This window comes from Streptosporangium sp. NPDC006013 (assembly GCF_040614275.1).
Taxonomy (GTDB): Bacteria; Actinomycetota; Actinomycetes; order Streptosporangiales; family Streptosporangiaceae; genus Streptosporangium.
In genome coordinates, this window is record NZ_JBEXUE010000215.1 from 1 (window position 1) to 16,471 (window position 16,471).

Annotated in this window: 15 protein-coding genes; 8 read left to right on the forward strand and 7 right to left on the reverse strand. The window is 70.1% G+C overall.

Features of this window, described 5'->3' with window-relative positions; all coding sequences use genetic code 11:
• The 4 genes from ABZ260_RS28480 to ABZ260_RS28495 all read right to left on the reverse strand — a co-directional run.
• The coding region (locus tag ABZ260_RS28480) for a thiamine pyrophosphate-binding protein (protein WP_355623836.1) at window positions 1–678 on the reverse strand (678 nt) is incomplete at its 3' end.
• Window positions 675–1,448, reverse strand: coding sequence for a cyclase family protein (locus ABZ260_RS28485; RefSeq protein WP_355623839.1), 774 nt, complete (start codon window positions 1,446–1,448; stop codon window positions 675–677). The genes ABZ260_RS28485 and ABZ260_RS28480, both read right to left, overlap by 4 nt.
• Before the next feature lie 225 nt (window positions 1,449–1,673).
• Entirely contained in the window at window positions 1,674–2,036 is a 363-nt protein-coding gene (locus tag ABZ260_RS28490; protein ID WP_350922516.1) for a hypothetical protein, read from the reverse strand.
• 259 nt (window positions 2,037–2,295) lie between these two features.
• Window positions 2,296–3,573: a hypothetical protein gene (locus tag ABZ260_RS28495; protein ID WP_355623843.1), complete on the reverse strand. Its 1,278-nt coding sequence runs from the start codon at window positions 3,571–3,573 to the stop codon at window positions 2,296–2,298.
• Window positions 3,574–3,910: 337 nt separating this feature from the next.
• Between ABZ260_RS28495 and ABZ260_RS28500 the strand changes: the two genes are divergently transcribed.
• Complete coding sequence (locus ABZ260_RS28500; RefSeq protein ID WP_355623846.1) at window positions 3,911–4,483, forward strand: hypothetical protein; 573 nt, start codon at window positions 3,911–3,913, stop codon at window positions 4,481–4,483.
• 296 nt (window positions 4,484–4,779) lie between these two features.
• Here the strand turns inward: ABZ260_RS28500 and ABZ260_RS28505 are convergent, their stop codons facing one another.
• On the reverse strand, window positions 4,780–5,034 hold the full coding sequence (locus ABZ260_RS28505; RefSeq protein WP_030919034.1) for a Smr/MutS family protein: 255 nt from the start codon (window positions 5,032–5,034) through the stop codon (window positions 4,780–4,782).
• A gap of 404 nt (window positions 5,035–5,438) precedes the next feature.
• Here ABZ260_RS28505 and ABZ260_RS28510 point away from each other — a divergent pair, with 404 nt between their 5' ends.
• Window positions 5,439–8,747, forward strand: a complete 3,309-nt coding sequence (locus tag ABZ260_RS28510; RefSeq protein WP_355623849.1) for a S8 family serine peptidase — start codon at window positions 5,439–5,441, stop codon at window positions 8,745–8,747.
• Between the two features lie 83 nt (window positions 8,748–8,830).
• Here the strand turns inward: ABZ260_RS28510 and ABZ260_RS28515 are convergent, their stop codons facing one another.
• Window positions 8,831–9,259: a CBS domain-containing protein gene (locus tag ABZ260_RS28515; RefSeq protein WP_350922535.1), complete on the reverse strand. Its 429-nt coding sequence runs from the start codon at window positions 9,257–9,259 to the stop codon at window positions 8,831–8,833.
• Between the two features lie 94 nt (window positions 9,260–9,353).
• A complete protein-coding gene (locus ABZ260_RS28520; protein WP_355623852.1) occupies window positions 9,354–10,553 on the reverse strand; it encodes a helix-turn-helix domain-containing protein in 1,200 nt (399 codons plus the stop codon).
• Window positions 10,554–10,737: 184 nt separating this feature from the next.
• Here ABZ260_RS28520 and ABZ260_RS28525 point away from each other — a divergent pair, with 184 nt between their 5' ends.
• From ABZ260_RS28525 to ABZ260_RS28550, 6 genes are all read left to right on the forward strand, one after another.
• A complete protein-coding gene (locus ABZ260_RS28525; protein WP_355623855.1) occupies window positions 10,738–11,562 on the forward strand; it encodes an ABC transporter ATP-binding protein in 825 nt (274 codons plus the stop codon).
• Window positions 11,559–12,383: an ABC transporter ATP-binding protein gene (locus ABZ260_RS28530; RefSeq protein ID WP_355623858.1), complete on the forward strand. Its 825-nt coding sequence runs from the start codon at window positions 11,559–11,561 to the stop codon at window positions 12,381–12,383. The genes ABZ260_RS28525 and ABZ260_RS28530 overlap by 4 nt, the downstream gene beginning before the upstream one ends.
• Window positions 12,380–13,270: a branched-chain amino acid ABC transporter permease gene (locus tag ABZ260_RS28535; protein ID WP_350922544.1), complete on the forward strand. Its 891-nt coding sequence runs from the start codon at window positions 12,380–12,382 to the stop codon at window positions 13,268–13,270. The genes ABZ260_RS28530 and ABZ260_RS28535 overlap by 4 nt, the downstream gene beginning before the upstream one ends.
• Window positions 13,263–14,372 carry a branched-chain amino acid ABC transporter permease gene (locus tag ABZ260_RS28540; protein WP_355623862.1) on the forward strand — a complete coding sequence of 370 codons (1,110 nt, stop codon included), beginning with the start codon at window positions 13,263–13,265 and terminating at the stop codon, window positions 14,370–14,372. Before ABZ260_RS28535 ends, ABZ260_RS28540 begins: the two co-directional genes overlap by 8 nt.
• Window position 14,373: 1 nt before the next feature.
• Window positions 14,374–15,648, forward strand: a complete 1,275-nt coding sequence (locus ABZ260_RS28545) for an ABC transporter substrate-binding protein (protein WP_355623865.1) — start codon at window positions 14,374–14,376, stop codon at window positions 15,646–15,648.
• Window positions 15,649–15,753: 105 nt separating this feature from the next.
• Window positions 15,754–16,471, forward strand: a 718-nt coding sequence (locus ABZ260_RS28550; RefSeq protein WP_355623868.1) for an aminopeptidase P N-terminal domain-containing protein, incomplete at its 3' end; no start/stop codon positions are given.

Here is a 16,471-nt window from a genome sequence, read left to right on the forward strand (position 1 = left end):
GCCCCGGCGCAGACCGTCGACGTACTGCGCGGTGTCAACGACGAGCTCGGACGCTCTCCTGATCTGTGTCGCGCTCGCGCCAAAAAACTCCGCCAGCCGGGCGGCCTCCCCGGCCTCCGGTACGCCCCTCGGACCGTTCCCGCCCGAGGCCCCCGTACCCGAGGCTCCCGCGACCGAGGCTCCCGGCACGTCCGGGACGTGTCGCCCCTGGACCTCCAGCGGGAGGTTGAGCAGGACCGTGCGGCGGCCTTCGCCAGCGACGCGGAACGCCTCGGCGGTGTCGGCGGCGGCGGTCTCCGCCGAGGAGATCCGCAGCGGGACGGCACCCACCGCCTCCGCCAGCGCGGCCTGGTCGACGAAGAAGTTGGAGCGGGGCTCCGTCGCCTCTCCCGCCAGCACGATGAGCGGGGTACGGCTCTTGGCGGCCTCGGCGATGCCGGTCATCGCGTTGGTGAGCCCCGGCCCCTGGTGGACGCTGAGCACACCGACCCTGCCGCTGAGACGCGCGTAGGCGTCGGCCATGGTCGCCGCGCCGCCCTCGTGGCGCGCGGCGACGTAACGCGCGCCGTGCGCGACCAGGGCGTTGGTCACGTGGAAGTTGCCGCTGCCCACCACCCCGAAGGCGGTGTCCACACCGAGCGAGGCGAGGATGTGGCCCACGGCCTCGGCGACGTTCATCTCTCGACCAGTGCCAGCACCCGCAGCGGGCTGCCGGAGCCTCCCACGATGGGCAGCGGCGACGCGACGACCACCGCGCCGGTCACCGGGAGCCGGTCGAGGTTGCGCAGCTGGGTCAGCCCGTACTTCCCCGCGCCCAGCAGGAAGGAGTGGCACGGGAAGGCCGGGTCGAAGCCGTGCGCGGCGCCGGCGTCCGTGCCCACGGTCTCCACGCCCAGCCCGGCGATCGAGGTCTCCTCGGCCAGCCAGCGGGCGCACTCGACCGAGACTCCGGGCGTGTGCGGGCCCGTCTCGTTCGCGTTCAGGAAGCGCTCCTGGTCGTGGGAGCGGGCGTCCCAGCCCGTTCGGTAGAGCAGCCATCCGCCCTCGGGCAACGGCCCGTTGGCCTCCTCCCACGCCTTGACGTGCGCGACCTCCAGCAGGAAGTCCGCGTCTCCGGCCGCCTCCGCGGCGAAGTCGAGGACCACTGCCGGGGCGATCAGCCGGTCGACCGGAACCTGCGAGACGTCCTCGCCGTCCTTTCCGGTGACCCAGTGCACGGGGGCGTCGAAATGGGTGCCGGTATGCTCTCCCGTCACGATGTCGTTCCAGTACCAGGCGGGGCCGCGGTCGTCGTAGCGGCTGATCTCCTTGAGCGTGAACGGGACGGTGTTGCCGAACGGCTCCGGCAGCCGCAGGATCGGCGTCTCCGACGACAGCGGCGCCGTCAGGTCGATCACCTCGATCCCGCCGTTCCGGATGCTCTCCACCAGGTTTCGCAACACCGACATGACGCCTCCAACACGGGATGAGATCTGGGCAGATCTTCCTACAGCGCCACCGCCCGCCGCCACCTCCCCCGGCGCGTGGCCTCGCCGCGGCCTGCGGCGGGCCGCCCTCGGGAGAAACCACGCCCGGTCGCACGGCTTGCCGGGACTCCGTGAGGGTCCAGGCAAACCGTGCCACCGGGCTCCGCGTGAGGGACCGGTGCCCGTACGGGCATGCGCGAAGCGGGACTAGCGCGTGGCCAGCAGCCCCTCCAGGAGGCCGATGACCGCCTGGATCGGCGGGGGCGTGGTCCCGAACTCCACGTCGGTCCCGCTGACGGAGTCCATCACGGTGACCGAGTTGGGCGGCAGGCCCCAGCGCTCGCCGCCGTCGTGGCCGACGCCGACCTCGATGCCGGCGAAGGTGACGTACTCCCAGTTCTTGAGGTCCCTCCTGAGTGCCTCGTGGCCCTGCGCGGTCGCCCACTTGGCGACGGCCGCGAGGATGTCACCGAGGGTGTTCTCGCGCTCCTTCAGATCGCCGGACTGGAGTTCCTCGATCAGACGGTCCAGCTCGGCACGCTGGGCGAGAAGTGCCTTGATATCGCTCATGAGGGGCCTTTCGAAGAAGGTGAGGGTACGCGGATGACAGCGCTGAACTCGTCGGAACATCGTTCAAGCCGGAATCGGGCCCCCGCTCGGGCACCCCGCCGCGATCCGCGCCCTGCCGAAGGCTCCACCGATCGCCGGAGAGGACATTGCTGTCATGCGTCACATAATGGTGCCGCACCCACCTGCTCGCCGTCGATCCATCAATATGGGCTTTTAACAGTCCAAAAACACCAAGGCGGAGCCGTTCTCGGAAAACGCGTCAGGGGACGGCGTCGTAGGCGTCGGCGGTGAGGCCGAGATACTCCTCGCGGCTCAGTGTCCGGGCCTCGAAGCCGAGGCCGTGCCGCGTGGCGAAGCGGTGCGCGTCCTCCGGTGACCAGGGTCCGGGCAGGTGACGGAGGATCCGGCCGCTGCCGCCCATCACGAAGAGTCCGGCCAGGTTCCCATGGCGGTAGGTCATCAGGCCGGCCGCGCATCCCGCGTCCGGCCCGATCGCGATGTCGTCGGGAACCATCCGCGGGCCGAGCCAGACGCGCAACGTACTCTTGCGCCAGACGGAGAGGTACGGTCCGCCGGGTGGCCCGAGCGCGCTGCCGCGCCGGATCCGCCGGCCGTGCCACGCCTGGCGCACGGGGTTCAGGACGACGAGCAGGGGAGCGAAGAAGACCGCCAGCCACTTGGCGTCCAGGATGTCCAGCAGCGCCCTTCCCAGCGCGGACAGCCCCCGCCACGCGAACCAGCCGCTCGCCGAGACGATGTAGGCCATCGCCAACAGGCCCGCCACCCCGGCACAGACCGTGGCGACCGTCCTCGCCCTGGACGCCCTGGAGAGCGCCTGCCCGGTGAGACGCGTCCAGCCGGGAGCTCGCCTGCCCAAGGTGGCACGCACCGCCCGGGGCGGTGCGATCAGGGCGTCGAGCACGGGCACCCCCCTCCCCGCCGCGAAGATGGCCACGTCCGGTGGCGTCCACTCGCCGGGCAGGTCGGCGAGCACCAGCCCGTCGGCGTCGAGCACGGCGAGGCCGGCGAGGAAACGCGACTCCTTCTTACCCGAGTTCTTGCCCGAGACGAGGACGGAGCGCTCGTACCGGTAGTGGTACAGGGCAGCGGGCGCGAGCCGCATCGAACGCCCGGAGATCGAATCCGTCGCGACCAGCGTCCGGTCGTCCCAGGTGAGGCCGGTCGCCGGAGCGGGCGTGCCCTCCAGCGCCCCGCCATACGGCAGAAGCTCGGTCGGCGCCTCTTCGGCGAGGTCGGCGGGGAGCCCTTCGTGCGCCGTGGTGTACCACTGCCGCGCCCGGTTCCCGAACGCGGCATACGCCTCCTGCTCCGTGGCGTACCGCCGGTACTCGGAGGCCAGCCCGGCAGCGGCGGCGAACGTCTGCACCTGGTGGCGGGATCTGAACCCCGGGGAGTCGAGCATGACCCTCCCGCCCTCGTCCAGGACCGCGAGACCGTAGACGATCCTGTTCCCGGAGGGGCGGCCGTACAGGACGAGCCTCGTCGCGCGCTCCTTGCCGCTGAGCGGCAGCCGCACCCGGTATCGGCCGGAAACGTCGACGACCAGAGACCCACGGTCGATCGATAACTCGCACCCTCCCCCGGTAAGTGATGGCCTCGTGTCGATCGTTACCTCCTCCTGCCCGCCAAATGAACCCCTTTTCCCCCGGATATGACGAATAAAGTGAGCATAAAGTTCCGAAAGATCTGGGCGCCGGCAGAGAAGCCGATCATGCCAATCAACCCACAAGTCAATCCCAAGACGATCATCAGCACCGCCTGCGACCTTGTCCCCGGACGCGACGGCGAGCCGTTGGCACATGTGCTCTCGGCGCACGTCGGACGAAGCAGAACGCGAACCGGAGGACACGAACATGTACAAGAAGGCCCTGACCGTCGCAACGGTGGCGGCCGCCCTGGCCACGCTGGCCTCAGCACCCGCTTCCGCAGCGGTATCCCAGGCCACGGCGGCGAACATTGAGATCCTCCCCGGAGCCTCCGCGACCCTCAGGGAACCGAACAGCACCTTCACCTGCCCGGCAGGCGAGGTGATGACCGGTCGGGGCCACCAGAAGGACGAGAACGGCTGGACCACTTACCAGTGCAGCCGGATCCGCATCGACGGTGAACTGGTCTCGACAGGGAACATTCGTTGGAGCATCGGTCAGAGGGAGAGCAACTCATACTTCGTCGGTTCCGGCGACGAGGTCATCCTCGGTAGGAAGCACAACGACGACGAGAACGGCTATACGTTTTACCTCACCGGCACGCTGCACTGGCGCGGAAGTCAGGTGCGGCTCACCAATCGGAACTGGACAGCGCCCGCGAGAGAGAGCAACCACTCCTCACAGGCGGGCGTCAACCAGGTGATGACCGGCCGCTGGCACGACGACGATGAGAACGGTTACACCTCCTATGAGTACGGCACGGTCACCGTCGGCGGCTGAGGCCTCCGCCCGTGCTCGCCGAGCGCCGCTCCCGCCAAGGCGGATGCCTACCGGCGAGGAAAAGAGGTGCTCCCGCGAACGCATGACGCGGATCCGTGGCAGAAAAGCCGACCGCCCCGCAGAGCGTTAGCCGCTCAATGGGGTTTCGTGGGCGATTCACGTCACCTTGCGAGGCAGGGCATGCGCGGGGCGCATCACGCCAGGACCGCCCGCGGTCCGATGAGATCCAGCGGATGAGAAAGCCCAGCTCAGCGGGGCTTTGGGGTAGGTGTCCGCAGGTCGGAGACCTACCCCTCCTACTTGTAGCGGAAGTAGACGAAGAGACGGCCGTGGTTCTTGGCGTCCTTGTCGATGCGGTGGTAGAGGGCCTTGATCTCCTTCTGCTCCAGGAAGCGCAGGACCTTCTTCTTGAGCTGGCCCGACCCCTTGCCGGGGATGATCTCGACCTCGGTGGCCTTCTTCCTGATGGCCTCGTCGATGATGCCCCGCAGTGCCTTGTCGATCTCCCCACCCCGGTTGTAGATGGGGTGTAGATCAAGCTTGAGCTTCAACCGGGCCTCCCGCGTGTCATCTGGGGTCAGTCTACGCACGGTGGACCGTCGTGCCCTTCCGCCGGCCACAAGTGCCTCGGGGATGGAGAGCGGCCGAGCCGCGGCTCCGCGATAACCAGAACACCCGGTGCAGTCTGCAATGAAATTTGACCAATTCCGATGATGATTGTGTCAATTTCATGATCTAGGCAAATAAATGGTCTCTAGTTAGGCTGCCAGTCATGATCGGCCGCCTTTACCGGGTGGCCGATCGCGTGTCACCCGACGGGGAGGGTCACGGCCTCCCCCGGCATGCCCTGCCCCGGGCACACGGACGGCCCCCCTCCCTGTCACGTGAGTTGTTCATGCGTGTCGAAAGGGAGGTCTCGTTGACCAGGAAGCCCTACTTACCGAGGGTCAGACGCGTGGCGGTACTCGCCGCCGGCCTCGGGCTCGTCGCGGCGATGGCGCCGCCCGCGAGTGCGGATCCCACCCCCACCCCCGCGCCGTCCGCCAAGTGGACGGCGACCCCCCTGACCGGGGGTGAGCCGGTCCAGGGCGCGAAATCCCCCACCGGCAAGCTCGCCCGCAGTGACGAAGGGCTGCTGAAGTCGACCTCGGGCGCCACGGTCAACGTGATGGTCAAGCTCGACTACGACTCCTTCGCCGCCTACCAGGGCGGCCTCGAAGGGCTTCCCGCGACGAGCCCGGCCAAGACCGGGAAGGCCCTTGACGTAAAGAGCGGCGACGCGAAGAAGTACCAGAAACACATCGAGGACGTCGAGAACACCTTCCTCGCCGAACTGGCCAGAAGTGTGCCGGGCGCCACGGCGGGCCAGAGGCTGCGGACCGTCTACGGCGGCATCGCGCTGCGCATCCCCGCCAACAAGGCGGCCGCGGTGCTGAAGCTGCCCGGGGTGGCCGCCGTCCAGGAGGACAAGCCCGAGCAGCTGCTGACCGACTCCAGCCCCGAGTTCATCGGGGCGCCCGCGATCTACAACAAGCTGGGCGGCAGCTCCTCCTCCGGCAAGGGCGTCGTCGTCGGCATCCTCGACTCCGGTGTCTGGCCCGAGCACCCCCAGTTCGCCGACCCCGGCACGCTGCCCGCCGTACCGGCGACCAAGGACGGCACGCCGCGCGTCTGCAACTTCGGCGACAACCCGCTGACCCCGGCGGCCGACCCGTTCGTCTGCAACCGGAAGCTCATCGGCGGCGCCCCGTTCCTCGACACCTACAACGCGATCTACCCCGGCGAGTACTTCCCGACCAGCGCCCGTGACTCCAACGGTCACGGCACCCACACCGCGACCACCTCGGCCGGCGGTCCGGTCGCCGACGCCAACCCGCTCGGCATCAGCCGCGGCCCGATCCACGGCATCGCCCCGGCGGCGCACGTGTCGATCTACAAGGTCTGCGGCGTCGAGGGCTGTTTCCCCTCCGACTCCGCCCAGGCGGTCGGCCGGGCCATCCTCGACGGCGTCCGCGTGATCAACTTCTCGATCTCGGGCGGCACCTCCCCCTACAGCGACCCGGTGGAGCTGGCCTTCCTCGACGCCTACGCGGCCGGCGTGCTCGTCTCGGCCTCGGCGGGCAACGCGGGTCCCGGCGCGGCGACGGTCAACCACGTCGCCCCGTGGGTGACCACGGTGGCGGCCTCCACCCAGCCCAGGACCTTCCAGTCGACGATCACGCTGTCCGGTTCCGGCGGCGCGACGGCCACGCTGAAGGGCGCCTCCATCACGGGGGGCGTGCCCTCCGCGCTGCCGGTGGTGCGGGCCTCGGCGCCGCCGTACTCCAACGCGCTGTGCACCACGCCCGCGCCCCCGGGCCTGTTCACCGGGAAGATCGTCGCCTGTGAGCGCGGTCCCAACCGGGTCCTGAAGAGCTTCAACGTCAAGCAGGGCGGCGCGGCCGGCGTGATCCTGTACAACTCCAGCCCGCTCGACGTGATGACCGACAACCACTGGCTCCCCACGGTTCACATCGACAAGCCCGATACGGACGCGCTGCTGACGTTCCTGTCGGCCAACCCCGGCGCGACCGCCTCGTTCACCCAGGGCACCAAGGCCACCTGGCAGAGCGACAGGATCACCACGTTCTCCTCGCGCGGCCCCGGCGGCGACTTCCTCAAGCCTGACGTCACCGCCCCCGGCCTGCACATCGTGGCCGGGCAGACGCCGGTGCTGGAGGGTCCGGCCGGTGGCCCGTCGAACAACCTGTACCAGGTCATCGCGGGCACGTCGATGTCGTCGCCGCACGTCGCGGGCTCCGCGGCCCTGGTGTTCGCGCTGCACCCGGACTGGACCCCCGGCCAGGTGAAGTCCGCACTGGAGACGACGGCCAAGACCTCGGTCACCAAGCAGGACGGCGTCACCCCGGCCGACCCGTTCGACACCGGCGGCGGGCGCATCGACCTGACCAAGGCCGGTGACCCCGGCCTGACCCTGGACGAGACGGGCGCGAACTTCCTGGCCGCGGCCGACGACCCGCTGAACCGCATCGACCTGAACCTGCCGTCGGTGAACGCCCCGATCATGCCGGGTCTCATCACCGCCAAGCGGACGGTCACCAACGTCACGGACAAGACGCTCGTCTTCACCGCCACCGGCACGACCGTGGCTGGCGCCAACATCTCGGTGCTACCGCCGCTGTTCACCGTGAAGGCGGGCAAGACCGCCAAGTTCAGCGTGGTGATCACCGCACCCGACCTGCCCGAGGGGCAGTACTTCGGCCAGGTGAACCTCAAGCAGGTGGGCGGCTCGCGCAACCTGCACCTGCCGGTCGCGTTCGTCCGCAAGCAGGGCGCCGTCCCGGTGGAGCAGACCTGCGCCCCGGCCACCATCCCGCGTAACACCGGCGAGTCCACCTGCACCGTCACCGTGCGGAACGACACGCTCCAGGACGCCGAGGTCACCGCGGTCAGCACGCTGGACAGCAAGCTGCGCCTGAACTCGGTGACCGGCGCCACCAAGGTCGGTTCCCAGATCGCGACGGCGAAGACCACCCTCGCGGCCAGGCAGCCGGACAGGCCGGGCATCGCCCCGGGCATCGGGCCGGCCCCGTACCTGCCGCTTGACGCCTTCGGCATCGCACCGACGCCGATCGGCGACGAGCAGGCGATCAACTTCACGGTCCCCGCGTTCCAGTACGCGGGCAAGACCTACACCAGGATCGGCATCGTCTCCAACGGCTACACGATCGCCGGAGGAAGCTCGGGGTCGACGGACATCTCGTTCGAACCGCAGACCCTGCCCGACCCCTCGACCCCGAACAACGTGCTCGCCCCCTACTGGACCGACCTGGACGGCACCGGCGCGCCGGGCGTCTACGCCGGGACGCTGACCGACGGCGTCAGCGACTGGCTCGTCATCGAGTGGCGGGTCAACCTCTACGGCACGACCGCCACCAAGGTGTTCCAGCAGTGGATCGGGCTGAACGGGACCGAGGACATCACCTACACCTACGACCCGGGCAACCTGCCCGGCGACCCCCCGGCGGGCTACGGCCTGACTGTGGGAGCGGAGAACGGTGACGGCACCGCAGGCGGCCAGATCACCGGCCCGCCGACCGAGGACCTCCGGGTGACCAGCGCGCCCGGCGCCCCGGGTGGCAGCCTGAACTACACGATGAAGATCAAGGGTGTCAGCGCCGGGACCGGGAAGGTGACGACGGGAACGTCGACACCGCAGGTCAAGGGCGTGACCATCGAGGTGGACAAGATAGTCGTCCAGTAGCGGGAGGGGATATCGGACCGATGGGCCCGGCGCGTCGCGCCGGGCCCATCGGGTCTTCACCGGGAACTTCGGGGAACGGGCACTCAGCGGTGGAGGTAGTCGACCAGGTAGGCCTTCTCCGTCTCCAGCGCCTCGATGGAGCTCTTGACCACGTCGCCGATGCTCACGATCCCGGCCAGCCGGCCGGCGTCCACGACCGGCACGTGCCGGATGCGATGCGTGGTCATGGTCTGGCGGAGGTCGTCGACGTCGGTGTCCGGGGGGCAGGTGCGGACCTCGGTCGTCATGATGGACGACACCGTGTCGTCCAGCACGCGCGCGCCCCGGTCGTGCAGCCGCCGTACCACGTCGCGCTCGGAGACGATGCCCTCGATGGAGGAGCCGTTCTCGGACACCACCACGGCGCCGATGTTCTTCTCGGCCAGGATGGCCAGGAGTTCGGTGACCGTCGCACCTGGGCGTACGGTCGCCACCTCTGTTCCCTTGCCTTGCAGAATCGTACCGATCAGCATTGACACCACCTCGGTTCAGCCTGGCGCAGGTATCCCTTTCCTCTGCCCAATCGGGCCTCACGCTAAGCCACCAAGATGGCAAAACGTGTGACTGTCACGTAACGGGCAGCAGCCGGACCGCGTCGAGGGCCAGGGTGAGCTCGACGATGTCGAGCGGGCGTGCCAGGGAACGGCCGGTGAGCTGCTCGATGCGGCGGATGCGGTTGAAGACCGTGTTGCGGTGGCAGTACAGCTGCCCCGCGGCGCGCATGGCCGAGCCCTCGCAGCGCAGCCACGCCTGCAGGGTACCGAGGAGCACGTCCCTGTCCGCCTGGTCGAGGGCGAGGATGGGCCGCAGCACAGCTCCGCTGAGGTGGCCCGCAAGCTCGGGCTGGCTGACCACCAGGGCGGCGGGCAGCCTGTCCTCCAGTCTGGCGATCTCCGGGCCGTCGCCCACGCACGTCCGCAGAGCGAGCTCGGCGAGCCGCCTGGCGCGGCCCAGCTCGGCCAGTCCCTCGACGATCGGGCTGATCCCGGCGCAGCCGGTGACGTGCGGGCGCAGTTCCTCGGCCAGGTGCTCCATGTCCGCGTCGTGCAGCAGCACCACCGACACCTCGTAGTCGGGGCGCATCCGCCACAGCAACCGCATCACGCCCAGGGCGGTCGGCCGTGGGGCGTCGTCCCCGTGGTCGTGGCGGCCCGGCAACCTGGTGATGACGACGGCGTACCGGCCCAGCTCGGGCAGGTCCAGCGCGGCGGCGGCACTGCGGACCAGGGCGACGTCCGCCCGGTCCTCCAGGAGCGCGTCGAGCAGGGCCTGGACCCTCTCGGCTGTGCGGCCGAACATCTCGGCCTCCCGTCTTCGGTAGGCCTCGGCGGCGGCGATCGCCTGCCTGTCGATGGCGTGCCACACCTTCGTGGCGCTGCGGATCAGGACCGGCAGGCTGTCGGACTCCTCCTCGGTGACCACGTCTATGAGGCCGTCCCACATCACCTGTGCGGAGAGCCGGTAGCTGCGCAGCAGGGAGTCCATGGGCAGGCCCTGCTCCGCCCTGCGCCGGGCGGTCTTCTCGGCCTGTGGCAGGTCGCGCCGCTCGGGGCGGGGCAGCAGGATGGCGCCGATGCCGTCCCGCATCGCCTCGTAGACGCTCTGCCAGTGGTCGTCGGTGGGCACCATCCTGCGGTACGCCTCGTCGGTGTCGCGGATCCTCGCGACGAGCTCGTCGGTGAGCTCGGGAAGTCTCAGCAGCAGCCGTCGGGCGGCCAGGCGCATGATCCTGCGTACTTCGTCATCCGTAACCGGCCGGGTCCCCATCTGGGAATCGTGTCAGCAAGTCAGGTAATGGAACAAGGTTCTGTTCTGTTTCGTGATCCGGGGTTGTACTCGCGCACAACCGCGCCCCGCCCGGCATGGGCGCCCGCCCCGACTTCACCTGGCCCTCTGGACGCCGGTGAACCACCTCGGTTGGGTGCGTTCATCGGCTGTACAGGAGGAACACATGGACGTGCACGACCCTCGCCCGCCCGGAGACTCCGGGCTGGTCGTCAAGGATCTGGCGGTGAGCTACGGCCCGGTCCTGGCCCTGCGGGGTGTCTCGCTGGACGTCCCGCGCGGTTCGGTCGTCGCGGTGCTCGGCGGCAACGGCGCGGGGAAGTCCACCCTGCTGCGTGCCATATCGGGCACCCTCCGGTTCCACCGGGGCGGGATCACCGCGGGCGGGGTCACCTTCGGCGGGACGCGGCTCTCCGGCGCCACCACCTCGGCCGTCGTGGCCGGCGGCGTCGTCCAGGTACCCGAGGGCCGCAGGGTCTTCGCGCGGATGACCGTGGCGGAGAACCTGCGGGCCGGTGCACTCGGCGCGCCCGACCGGCGGTCGGCGGCCGAAGCGAGAGAGAAGGTGCTCACGCTCTTCCCCGTGCTCGCCGAGCGCGCCGGGCAGCGCGCGGGACTGCTGTCCGGGGGTGAGCAGCAGATGCTCGCCATCGGCCGCGCACTGATGGCCAGACCGAGGATGCTCCTGCTCGACGAGCCCACCCTCGGCCTGGCGCCGATGATGGCCGCCCGGATCGCCGACACCGTTCGCGAGATCAACGCCGGGGGGACCACGGTGCTCCTGGTGGAGCAGAACGCCGCCATGGCCCTGTCCCTGGCCTCGCACGCCTACGTGCTTGAGGTCGGAGAGGTGGTCCTGTCGGGAACGGCCGCCGAACTCGCCGCGAGCGACGAGGTGCGCCGCCGCTACCTGGGCATCGAGGACACCCCCGAGGATGCGCCCGCGGACGCGGCCGACGCCCGTCCCGTGCTGACGAGGTGGTCCGCGTGAGCGGTAAGGACACCTCCGTTCCCCGGCTCGACGTGCGCGAGGTGACGGTGCGCTTCGCCGGGCTCACCGCGCTGGACGCGGTCGACTTCACCGTCGAGCCCGGCAGTGTGCACGCTGTGATCGGGCCCAACGGGGCGGGCAAATCGACCTGCTTCAACGTCCTGTCGGGCGTCTACCGGGCCACCTCGGGCAGCGTGCGGTTCGGCGACGCGGAACTGACCGCCCTGACCCCGCACCGCATCGCCGCCCTGGGCGTGGCGCGCACCTTCCAGAACATCGCGCTGTCGCCGATGCTGTCGGTGCGGGACAACCTGATGCTCGGCCGCCACCGGCTGACCCGCGCCGGGTTCCTCTCCGCCGGGCTGCGGCTGCCGTCGGCCCGGCGCGAGGCCACCGCGCACGGCGGGCGGGTGACCGAGATCGCCGCGTTCGTCGGGCTCTCCGAGCACCTGGCCACGCCCGTCGGACTCCTGTCGTACGGCGTGCAGAAGCGCGTGGAACTGGCCCGGGCGCTGTGCATGGAACCGCGGCTGCTGCTGCTGGACGAGCCGGTCGCCGGCATGAACGGCGGCGAGCGCCGCGACATGGCCGAACTGATCGTCGCGGTACGGGAGAGCCTCGGCATCTCGATCCTGCTGGTCGAGCACGACATGGGGATGGTCATGCGGCTCGCCGACGCGGTGACGGTCCTGGACTTCGGCAGGCGCATCGCGGACGGCCCGCCCGGCGAGGTGCAGAACGATCCCGAGGTCGTCCGCGCCTACCTGGGCGCGGCGGCCGAGAGCACGGCCGCGAGCGGGACCGAGGAGGTCACCTCATGATCACCTTTCTCGAACTCCTGGTGAACGGCATCTCCGTCGGAGCGGTGTACGCGCTGATCGCCCTGGGCTTCGTGATCATCTTCAAGGCGACCGAGGTGGTGAACTTCGCCCACGCCTCGCTGCTGCTGGTCGGCGGATTCGTGGTCGCGAGGCTGCACCCGCTGATCGGCTTCTGGACCGCGCTGCTGCTGGGCATCGCCGGCGCGGCGGTCGTGGGCGCCCTGATCGAATTCCTGATCATCCGCAGGGCGAATGTCATCTCGCACAGCGTCCTCGCGATCGTGACGATCGGTGTCGACATCGTGCTGACCACCGAGCTCACCAGGCAGATCGGCACCGACGTGCTCGCCCTGGGCGACCCGTGGCGCGACCGGGTGCTGCATCTGGGAGGCGTCAGCATCGCCGAGACCCGGCTCGTCGCGCTGGCCGTCGCCGCGGTCCTGATCTCCGCGTTCCTGCTGGCGTTCAAGTACACGAACTGGGGCATCGCCATGCGCGCCACCGCGGAGGACACCGAGACCGCCGCGCTGATGGGCGTGCGGCGCGGGCGGGTCTCGATGGGGGCCTGGGCGGTCGCCGGGGCGCTCGCCGCCGTCGCCGCGCTCTTCCTGTGCGTCTTCCCCACACCGGGTCTGGATCGCAGCACCACCTTCGCGGCGATGAAGGCGTTCCCCGCGGCGATCCTCGGCGGCCTCGACTCCACCACCGGGGCACTGGCCGGCGGGCTGATCATCGGTGTCACCGAGGCGATGATGAGCGGCTACCAGAACGACCTGGTCTTCCTCGGCCGGGGTATCGGCGACGTCGCGCCGTTCCTCGTGATGATCGTGGTCCTGCTCATCCGCCCCGCAGGGCTGTTCGGGACGAGGGAGCTGGCACGTGTCTAAGAAGGTCATCCTCTCCTGTGTCGCGGTGGCGGTCGCCGTACCGTTCTACCTGGAGGGCTTCTGGCTGCAGGCCGGGCTCTTCGCGATGTCGGCGGCGATCGGGGCGATCGGCCTCAACCTGCTGACCGGTGCCACCGGCCAGCTCTCCATGGGCCACGCGTTCTTCCTCGCGGTCGGCGCGTACGCCTACGTCTACTTCGCCGCCGAACCGGAGGGCGGCGCGCACGCCCTCGGCGGCCTCGGCCTGCCCACGCCGGTCGCGGCACTGCTCGCGGTGCTCACCGCGGGTGTCGCGGGCGGGGTGTTCAGCCCCATCGCGGGACGCCTGAAGGGCGCGTACCTCGGCATCGCCACCCTCGCGCTGATCTTCGTCGGCCAGCACGTGCTGTTCAACGCCGAACCCGTGACGGGCGGCTACAACGGGCGGGCGGTGCCGCCGATGGAGCTGTTCGGATTCGTGTTCGCCGACTCCCCCGAACTGGTGGTCGCCCAGGTGCCGTTCGGGTCGCTGGAGCGCCTGTGGTTCCTCGGGCTGGCCGTGCTGACCTGCGCGGCGCTGTTCGCCCGCGGGGTGCTGCGCGGCCGGCCGGGACGGGCCATGAACACCATCCGCGACCACGAGATCGCGGCCGGGGTGATGGGCGTGCCGGTGGCCCGCTACCGCGCCGGGGTGTTCGTGCTGTCGTCGATGTACGGAGGGCTGGCCGGGGTCCTGATCGCGCTGGTCTTCCAGCGCACCGTACCCGACTACTTCGGCCTGCTGCTCTCCCTCGACTACCTGGCGATGATCATCATCGGCGGCCTCGGCTCCGTCGCGGGCGCGGTGATCGGCGCGTTCTTCATCTCCCTGCTCCCCCAGTTGCTCAGCCGCTACAGCGACGCCCTGCCGCTGGTGGCCGAGCCCGGCTCAGCCGGGGTCTCACCCGCCGAGGCGTCCCGCATCCTGTACGGCGCCGCCGTCGTCGTCATCGTCCTCTTCCTGCCCGGCGGGCTGCTCGGCCTCGCCAGGCGCCTGCGCCTCGCCGTGACCCGGCGGCCCGCCCCGGTCCCCGCGACAAGGAAGACCCCGCTCTCCCCCGCCTCCCCCGACACAAGGAACTGACATGGGAATCCCAAGAACCCCGGTCCGACGAATCGCGGTACTCGCCCTCCTGGCCCTGGCCGTCACCGCGTGCGCCAGCGAGAAGGCCACCGGGGGTGCGGCCGCCCCCTCCGCCGTCGGGGGGGACGGTGTGAAGACCGGCCCCGGCGTCACCGCCGACAAGATCACAATTGGCCTGATGACCGACCTCACCGGCCCGTACGCCTCCTTCGGCAAGAGCCTGACCCAGGCACAGCAGCTCTACTTCGAGCAGGCGAACGCGGCGGGGGGCGTGTGCGGGCGGCAGCTGGAGGCTCTGGTCCGTGACCACGGCTACGACGTACAGAAGGCGGTCGCGGCCTACACCGAGATCTCCCCGAAGGTGGTGGCCCTCGCCCACGTCGTCGGCTCGCCCATGGTCAACGCGGTCAAGCAGCGCATCGAGGCCGACGACATGCTCACCATCCCGCAGGCGTGGGCGACCGGGCTGCTCGGCAGCAAGCCCATCCAGGTCACCGGGACGACCTACGACATCGACATGATCAACGGAGTGGACTTCCTCGCCAAGGAGAAGGGCATCAAGTCCGGCGACAAGATCGGCCACCTGTACTTCGAGGGCGACTACGGCGAGAGCGCGCTGAACGGCTCCAAGTACGCGGCGGAGAAGCTCGGCCTCAAGCTCGTGGAGCAGAAGATCAAGGCCACCGACCAGGACATGAGCGCCCAGGTCGCCGCCTTCAAGGCCGAGGGCGTCAAGGCCGTCCTGGTCTCCGTCGGCCCCAGGCAGACCGCCTCGCTCGTCGGCGTCTCGCTCGCCAAGGGCATGGACGTGCCGTTCGTCGGCAGCAACTCGGCCTACTCCCCGCAGCTGCTGCCCACCCCGGCGGGTCCCGCGCTGCTGAAGGACTTCTACTACATCACCGCCGGCATCCCGATCAGTGCCGACCAGCCGGCCATGAAGAAGCTGGCCGCCGACTACGCGGCGAAGTATCCGGACGCGGCCATCGACAGCGGTGTCTCCTCCGGCTACTCGGCGGCGGCGATCGTCGTCGACGCGCTCAAGAAGGCCTGCGAGGGCAAGGACCTGACCCGGGCCGCCGTGGTCGCCGCGCACCGCGGCCAGTCGGCCTGGGGCGCGGAGTTCGGTGCCGTCATGGACTTCACCACGTTCGACAAGCCCGCCTCACTGCTGTCGTACGTCGCCAAGCCGGACAAGGACGCCCTGGGCGGCGCGGTGATCTTCAAGGAGGCCGCCACCTCCGACCTGGCCAAGACCTACCAGGTCCCGGTGGGCTGATCCGCGGTTCACGGCGGCGCCCCGCACCCCCGGCGACGAAGGTGCGGGGCCCGTCGCTCCGGGCTAGCGTGGGAGGGACCGCAGACCTTCGCATCCGGGGACACAATGACCCAGAAGCTCAACACCGGCAGCCACGACCTGCCGGTCTCCGACGCCCTCGCCGAGTTCATGAACACCGGCTGGGCCGACACCCACCGCGACGACCTGGCCGCACTGCCACAGGCCGCCTACACCGCCAAGCGGCGCGCCGCGCTCGCCGCCCGCTTCCCCGGTGAGCGGCTGGTCGTCCCGTCCGGCACGCTCAAGGCGCGTAGCAACGACAGCGACTACCGGTTCCGGACGCACAGCGCGTTCGCCTACCTCACCGGTGACCAGGAACCCGACGACGTGCTGGTCGTCGAGCCCTCCGGAGAGGCCGTCCTGTTCCTGCGCCCCCGCTCGGTGCGGTCGGCGCCGGGACAGGCCGGGCAGGAGTTCTACCGCGACCGCCGCTACGGCGAGTTCTGGGTCGGCCGCCGCCCCGACCTGGCCGAGGCGGAGGCGCTGTACCAGATCGCCTGCGCGCCGATCGACAGGCTCGACGACGTGCTCGGCGGGCCCGCGCGGGTGCTGCGCGGGGTGGACGCGTCGGTGGACGGGCGGGTCGCGCCCGGCGACGGGGACGAGGAGCTGGAGGCGTTCCTGTCCGAGATGCGGCTGATCAAGGACGACTGGGAGATCGCGGAGCTGCAGTTCGCGGTGGACGCGACCACGCGCGGGTTCGAGGACGTGGTGCGGGCCCTGCCCGCCGCCCTGGGACACCGGCGCGGCGAGCGCTACCTGG

Coding starts and splice junctions, on each gene's coding strand:
- ABZ260_RS28525 (WP_355623855.1), top strand. CDS start 10,738: ATGGACGTGCACGACCCTCGCCCGCCCGGAGACTCCGGGCTGGTCGTC.
- ABZ260_RS28490 (WP_350922516.1), bottom strand. CDS start 2,036: ATGAGCGATATCAAGGCACTTCTCGCCCAGCGTGCCGAGCTGGACCGT.
- ABZ260_RS28520 (WP_355623852.1), bottom strand. CDS start 10,553: ATGGGGACCCGGCCGGTTACGGATGACGAAGTACGCAGGATCATGCGC.
- ABZ260_RS28485 (WP_355623839.1), bottom strand. CDS start 1,448: ATGTCGGTGTTGCGAAACCTGGTGGAGAGCATCCGGAACGGCGGGATC.
- ABZ260_RS28515 (WP_350922535.1), bottom strand. CDS start 9,259: ATGCTGATCGGTACGATTCTGCAAGGCAAGGGAACAGAGGTGGCGACC.
- ABZ260_RS28545 (WP_355623865.1), top strand. CDS start 14,374: ATGGGAATCCCAAGAACCCCGGTCCGACGAATCGCGGTACTCGCCCTC.
- ABZ260_RS28500 (WP_355623846.1), top strand. CDS start 3,911: ATGTACAAGAAGGCCCTGACCGTCGCAACGGTGGCGGCCGCCCTGGCC.
- ABZ260_RS28535 (WP_350922544.1), top strand. CDS start 12,380: ATGATCACCTTTCTCGAACTCCTGGTGAACGGCATCTCCGTCGGAGCG.